This is a genomic window from Micromonospora sp. URMC 107, from assembly GCF_051386315.1.
Lineage (GTDB): Bacteria > Actinomycetota > Actinomycetes > Mycobacteriales > Micromonosporaceae > Micromonospora.
In genome coordinates, this window is sequence record NZ_JBPQTK010000196.1 from 1 (window position 1) to 6,993 (window position 6,993).

The following is a 6,993-nucleotide window of genomic DNA, read 5'->3' on the forward strand; positions in this document are numbered from 1 at the left end:
GGCCCGCCCTCCCGGCACGTGGACCGGTGCCGCGCGCCACCCGGTCCACCGCGCCCGCCGACGCGGCGGCGCGACGTCGCGGAAATTGCGCGCGCGGCCGTCCGCAATTTCCACGCTAATCGGCCCGCCCGCCGCAGACGTCGGCCTCAGCAAAACAGAAGATGCGTTCCATCTGCCTGCGTAGCCACGATGATGCAGGACTTCGCGCACCATCCCCACCGCCCGGAAACATTCCGGGCGACCACCATTTCATCCCTTGCTTCCGTCGCCTTACCGGGCGGTGGTCAAGGCTGCCCGAAAAACGTCTGGCGGGACCGGTCACCGACGCGCCCGCCCCAGAAGGAGGTAGCCGCCGTGCAACCGGAAACACCCGAGGAACAGCAGGTACGCGTCCTGACGCTGGAAGCGTTCGCCGACACCATCATCCCGGGGGTGAAGCGCTCGGCCGACGACCGGGCGATCGCCGGCGTCTCGACCGACGGCGGCGCCGTCGAGTCGGGGGCGCTGGCCCTCATGGAGGACCCGGCCGGCGGGTTGTCGATGATGCTGGGCACGCTCACCGAGGCCCTCAACGCGCACGCCACCGGGTACGCCGAGGCGAACGGCCTGACCCTCGACCCGGTGGTGCCGCCCTTCGTCGCACTCGCGTTCGACCACCGCACCGCGCTGCTGAGCCACCTGCTCGCCCCGGACAACCCGGAGAAGGAGATGTGGGTGGGGCTCGCCCTGTTCAGCAACATGGCCTACGACAGCGCGGCGCACATGAACACGCTCGACGCGCTCGCCGCCGGGCATCCGGGGCTGCTGGCGATCGGCATCGCCCGGCCCGACGACGACGGGCTGTGGCGCTTCCCCGAGTACTCGTACGGACGCCCGCTGTCGCGACTGCACCCGCACACCACCCCCACAGGGAGCCCGGCATGACCAGTAGCGCAAGCACCGACGTCGTGGTGATCGGCAGCGGCTTCGGCGGCGCGATCCCGGCCTACCACCTGGCCGCGGGCGGAGCGCGCGTGGTGGTCCTGGAGCGTGGGCCGTGGCTGTCCAGCGAGGAGTTCGACCACGATTTCAAGCTCGGCTCGTCGTACACCCGGATCTTCGACTTCACCGTCGGCGACGGGATGAGCGTGCTGGGCGGCAACTGCGTCGGCGGCGGCAGTGTCGTCTACTTCGCCACCATGCCGCGCGCGCCGCAGTTCGTCTTCGAGCGGCAGGGCAGCATCGGCCGGCGGATGTGGCCGGCGGCCATCACCCGCGCCACGCTCGACCCCTGGTACGACCGGGTCTGCGAGTCGCTGCCGGTGACGATGCAGAGCTGGGACAAGGTGCCGTACGCCGGCGGCCTCTTCGCGGCGGCCTGCGCGCACGCCGGGCGCACGGCCAATCCCGTGCCCTCCGCCGTGGACGTCGACAAGTGCACCAACTGCAACTGGATGATGGCCGGGTGCCGCTTCGACGCGAAGCGCTCCCTGCTGCTCAACTACCTGCCGGCGGCCCTGGCGCACGGCGCCGAGATCCGGCCGTTGCACGAGGTGCAGCACCTCTCCCGCACCGAGGACGGTGGGTACCGGGTGCACTACCGCATCGTCGACGCGGAGGACTACCGGATCCTGCACGACAGCGGGACGATCGACGCCAAGATCGTCATCGTGGCGGCCGGGGCCGGGGCCACCCCCGTGATCCTGCAACGCTCGGAGCCCACCCTGGGCACGATGCCCCCCGCCGTCGGCCGGTACTTCTCCGGCAACGGGGAGCGGCTCAACACGGCCGTCTTCGACGACGACCGGGTCCGGGAGGTGCTCGGCCTCAGCCGGCCCAACGGGAAGGGCTACGACGCCAACCAGATCGGCCGGGGGCCGACGGTGGCGACCTGGGACCGGCTCGACCCGGACCTGCCCGAGTACGAGCGGTACTCGCTGGAGCAGCTGTTCTTCCCGCTGGGGCTGGGCACGATCCTCGCCCAGGTGCCCGACGCGCAGGGCCCGAGCTGGTTCGGCCTGGAGAAGAAGGAGATGCTGCGCCGCTGGCAGTCGTGGCTGACGCTGTTCACGATGTCGGAGGACGACAACGAGGGCGTCTTCGGGCCGCCGCCGGCCACCGGCAACGCCGACCGCATCTCCCAGCAGATGCTCGGCCGGGGCCCGTTGCGCTACCGGCCCACCGCCAACACGCTGCGGGGCTGGGCCGCCGCCGACGCGGACGCCCGGGACATCCTGGAGCGCGACGGGCTGGCCCGGGTGATGCCGTGGACCAACGACGTGGTCGGGGCGTACACGGTGCACCCGCTGTCGTCCTGCCGGATCGGCGACGACCCGGCGACGTCGGCCCTCGACGACCGGCACGAGCTGCGGCAGCACCCCGGCATCTTCGTCACCGACGGCTCGGCGGTGCCGGGCGCGCTCACCGTCAATCCCGCCCTCACCATCGCCGCGCTCGCCGAACGGGCCGTGCCCGGCATCGTGCGCGCGGCGCAGGAGCGCGGCGTGGCGGTCAGCTACCACGGATCGCTGCCGGACGGGTCGGTGACCGCGGTGCCCCAGGTCGTGCCCAGCTAGCAACCCGGCGGGCCGGGGGCGCGCCCGCCCCCGGCCCCGGCGTCCGCCCGACCAGGAAGGAAACCGATGGGCAGGCGACTGGCTCGGGTGACGAGCCGCACCATGCTGACCCACGTCCGGCACGTGACACCGGTCGCCCCGGAGGCCGCCGAGGGACCCGTCGCGCGGGTCTACCGGCAGATGGCCGACGACTTCGGCGTCCTCGCGCCCCCGGTGCTGCTGCACTCTCCCGCCCCCGACGTGCTGCGGGCCTGCTGGTCGATGCTGCGCGAGACGCTGCTCGCCGAGGGCCTGGTCGGCCGCGAGGCGAAGGAGGTGGTCGCCGCCGCCGTCTCGGAGAGCAACCGGTGCCCGTACTGCGTGGAGGTGCACGGCGCCACGGCGGCCGGGCTGCTGGGCGACGCGGGCGGGTGGCTGAGCGCCGGGGTCGGCGGCATCGGCGAGCCCCGGCTGCGGGCCCTGGCCGAGTGGGCCCGGCAGAGCGGGGCCCCCAGCGCGCGCCGCCGGCCCCCGCCGTTCCCCGCCGAGCACGGGCCGGAGCTGATCGGCGTGGCGGTGACCTTCCACTACCTCAACCGGATGGTGAGCGTCTTCGTCCAGGACTCCCCGTTGCCGCCGGCGCCGGCCGGGATCCGCGCCGGGGTCCGCCGGACGGCCGCCCGCATCATGGGGGCGCTGGCCCGCGCCGGGCGACCGCCCGGCCGCTCCCTGGAGCTGCTGCCGCCCGCGCCGCCGGAGGCCGACCTGGCCTGGGCCGTCGGCCAGCCGCACGTGGCCGCCGCCTTCGCCCGGGCCGGCCAGGCGGTCCGCCGCGCCGGGGAGGCCGCGCTGCCGGAGCACGTCCGGCGGCGGATCCTGACCTGCCTGGCCGACCCGCCGCCGGCAGAACCGGGCGGCGGCCGGTGGTTCGACGCCGCCGTCGCCGAGCTGTCGCCGGCCGAGCGACCCGTCGCCCGGCTGGCGTTGCTGACCGCGCTCGCGCCGTACCGGGTGACCGACGCCGACGTCGCCGCCTGTCGCGACGGCGGGGCCGACGACGCCACGCTGGTCGCGGTCACGGCCTGGGCGAGCCTGGCCACCGCCCGCCGGATCGGCGCGGGCCTGTACGAGGACCGGACGTCGCGTGCGGGCGAGCCGTGACCCGGAGCGGGGCGTCGAGCCGGTGACGACGCCGCCGCGACCGAGAGCCGCCAACCCGTGGGCCGCCCTGCTGGTGCTGTGCCTCGGCAACTTCCTCATCCTGCTCGACACGAGCATCGTCAACACCGCCGTGCCGGACATGATGCGGTCCCTGGACACCGGCATCGACAGCATGCTCTGGGTGCTGAACGGCTACCTGCTGGCGCTGGCGTCCCTGCTGATCGTCGCCGGCCGCCTCGGTGACCTGTTCGGCCCGCGTACCGTCTTCATGGCCGGCATGGCGGTGTTCGCGGTGGCCTCGGTGCTCTGCGGGGCGGCCCAGTCCCCGGCGCAGCTCATCGCCGCGCGGGTGGTGCAGGGCGTGGGCGCCGCGGCGCTGCTGCCGCAGGCGCTGGTCCTCATCTCCGGCATCTTCCCGGCCGCGCGGCGCGGCGCCGCCTTCGGGATCTTCACGGCCGTCGCGGGCGTGGCCGCCGTCAGCGGGCCCACCCTCGGCGGTCTCGTGATCACCCGGCTCGGCTGGGAGTGGATCTTCTACCTCAACGTGCCGCTCAACGCGGCGGGTGTCGCCCTGGCCTGGTGGCTGGTTCCCGACCTGCGCACCCGCCGGCCGCGCCACCTCGACGTGGTCGGCGTGCTCCTGGCCACCGCCGCGCTGGTGGGCCTCATGTACGCCCTCATCGAGGGCGAACGCCACGACTGGGGCACGGTGCGCGGGCCCGTCGGCATCCCCGCGATCCTCGTCGCCGCGGCGGTGTGCGGGGTGCTGTTCGCGCTGCGGGAGCGCCGGCAGCGGGAGCCGCTCGTCCCGCCCGGCCTGTTCCGCCTCGACAACTTCGCTCCGGCGACCCTGATCACGCTCGTCAGCTCGTTCGGGCTGTACGGCTTCCTGCTGGTCTTCGTGATCGAGACGCAGGCGCTGCTCGGCATGAGCCCGCTGGAGTCGGGCCTCGCCGCGCTGCCCTGGACGGTGGTGCTCAGCGCCGTCGCGCCGGTCGCCGGGCGGCTGACCGACCGGCTCGGCGGCCGACGCCTGCTCGCGGGCGGGCTCGCCGTCTACGCGCTCGGCGTGCTGGGCATGGCGCTGCTGGTCACGCCGCGCGCCACGGCCGCGACGTTCGTCGTACCGCTGATCGCCGTCGGCGTCGGCATGGGGGCGTCCATCGCGCCGACCACGACCGAGGCCATGCGCCACGTCCCCGCCCCGCTGGCCGGCGCGGCCGCCGGCGTGCTCAACACGGCACGCCAGGTGGGCGGCGCGCTCGGCGCGGCGGTCGTCGGCGCCGTCCTGCAGCACCGGCTGGCCGACACCCTGCCCGAGGCCGCCCGGGCGGGGGCGGCGCAGCTGCCCCCGCAGGCGCGGGCGGACTTCCTGGCGGGGTTCGACGGGGTTGCCGGGGAGGGCGCCAAGCTGGGCGCGGGTCAGGCCGGCGGGTTCGTGGTGCCGCCCGGGACGCCGCCGGAGCTCGCGGAGAGGTACCGGGACGTGGCCGAGGCGGCCTTCGCCGACGCCTTCCTGCCGGCCGTGCGACCGGCGCTGGGCGTGGTGGTGGGCGTCCTGCTGCTCGGCGGCCTGTTCGCGCTGCGGTTGCGCGGGCGCGCGGTCGCAGGCCCCGCCGGCGGCGAGGGCGCGGCCGTGCCACCGGCGGCGCCCGCCGGCGGACCGGACCGGGACCGCCGGGCGCGCCCGCAGCGGTGGGAGAGGACGCCCGCCGACGACTGATCCGCCCGGGGGACGCGCGGCGGGCGCCGGCCCGCCGCCGCCCGCGAAACGGTCGCCATAGCACGGGGCGTCACCACCGTCACCGGTGGCGCCCGGATTCAGCATTTCCAAAGATGCGGGGCCGACCGGCGACGAGAACCATATTGGAGAAACCGTCGGGCCGGGGGCCCGACGATTTGCTTCCTGCGCGGAAATGCGTCTCGACCCGGTCATCGTCGTGAAATCGAGCTGCCCACGCACTCTCGATTGTCGGCGACAAGGAGTGAAAGGTGTGGCATGTCCAGATCCGGTCCGGAAAACCCCGCCGCGGTCACGCCGCGGGCCGGGAGCAAGTTACCGTCACTGACGGGTCTTCGATTCGTCGCGGCACTGCTCGTGTTCCTCTACCACACGTCGCAGTTCATGGCGCCCGTGCCGCCGCACCTGCCCGTCACCCCGTTCGCCGACCCGGACTGGAGCCAGGGCTACGCGCGGGTGCTCGCCGGCGGTGGCTTCGTGGGTGTGTCGTTCTTCTTCATCCTCAGTGGCTTCGTCCTCACCTGGGCCGCCCGGCCCGGCGACCGCGCCGGCACCTTCCTCCGGCGGCGGCTGGTGAAGATCTACCCGACCCACCTCGTCACCTGGGCCGTCGCGATGCTCCTCTTCGCGGCGACCTTCACCCCGGTGTCGTCGTGGCTGCCGAACCTGCTGCTGCTGCACTCCTTCTCCCCCGACCCGGCCGTCTCCATCAGCGTCAACCCACCGAGCTGGTCGCTCTCCTGCGAACTGCTCTTCTACGTGATGTTCCCGTTCCTGATCAACCCGGTCCGCCGGATCGCGGACAACCGGCTGTGGGCGTGGGCGGGCGCCGCCGTTCTCGGCGGGATCGGCGTCGTGCTCGTCACGTTGTTCGTGGTGCCGGACATGCCGAAGGGTCCGTTCATTCCGGATCTCTCGATGACGCAGTTCTGGTTCGGCTACTTCTTCCCGCCGGCCCGGATCTTCGAGTTCCTGTTCGGGATGCTGCTGGCCCGGATCGTGCTGGCCGGGCGATGGCCGCGGGTCGGCGTCCTGCCCGCGGCGGCCGTGGCCGTCGCCGGCTACGCCGTGTCGACGTTCCTGCCGACGGTGTACGCGTTCAGCCTGGCCACCATGGTGCCGATCGGCATCCTGATCTGCGCCGCCGCCGACGCCGACCGGGAGGGGCGGCGGACCCTGCTCGGCGGCCGGACGATGCAGTGGCTCGGCGACGTCTCGTTCGGCTTCTACATGGCCCAGGGCATCGTGCTCTACCACGGGCGTGCGCTGTTCGGGGACAACCAGCAGTACGGCACGCCGACCGCCATCGCCGTCCTGCTCGCCTTCCTGGTGGCGAACCTGGTCGCCGGCTGGCTGCTCTTCGTCGGCGTCGAGCGGCCGATCATGCGCCGCTGGGGTGGCCGGCGGCTCGGCAGCGCGCGCGGCGGCCCGGCGCGGGGCCGGCCCGCGGTACGCCAGCACGACGACGGTGCTCCGGTGCCGGCGCCGGTCCCCGCGACCGACCGGGTCGCTCCGTCGTCCCTACCGGACTGAGCGGGGCCCGTCGCCGCTGGCGAC

At 74.1% G+C, this 6,993-nt stretch carries 5 protein-coding genes; all 5 read left to right on the plus strand.

Translation table 11 applies throughout. The annotated features are described in order from the left end of the window. Positions 1–354 precede the first annotated feature (354 nt). Positions 355–924, plus strand: a complete 570-nt coding sequence (locus tag ACSNN9_RS27010) for a DUF5987 family protein (protein WP_436676080.1) — start codon at positions 355–357, stop codon at positions 922–924. After that, complete coding sequence (locus tag ACSNN9_RS27015) at positions 921–2,555, plus strand: FAD-dependent oxidoreductase (protein ID WP_436676081.1); 1,635 nt, start codon at positions 921–923, stop codon at positions 2,553–2,555. The genes ACSNN9_RS27010 and ACSNN9_RS27015 overlap by 4 nt, the downstream gene beginning before the upstream one ends. Before the next feature lie 102 nt (positions 2,556–2,657). Next, complete coding sequence (locus ACSNN9_RS27020) at positions 2,658–3,695, plus strand: carboxymuconolactone decarboxylase family protein (protein WP_436676086.1); 1,038 nt, start codon at positions 2,658–2,660, stop codon at positions 3,693–3,695. After that, positions 3,679–5,418, plus strand: coding sequence for a DHA2 family efflux MFS transporter permease subunit (locus ACSNN9_RS27025; protein ID WP_436676082.1), 1,740 nt, complete (start codon positions 3,679–3,681; stop codon positions 5,416–5,418). Before ACSNN9_RS27020 ends, ACSNN9_RS27025 begins: the two co-directional genes overlap by 17 nt. A gap of 276 nt (positions 5,419–5,694) precedes the next feature. After that, complete coding sequence (locus tag ACSNN9_RS27030) at positions 5,695–6,969, plus strand: acyltransferase family protein (protein ID WP_436676084.1); 1,275 nt, start codon at positions 5,695–5,697, stop codon at positions 6,967–6,969. Positions 6,970–6,993 lie beyond the last annotated feature (24 nt).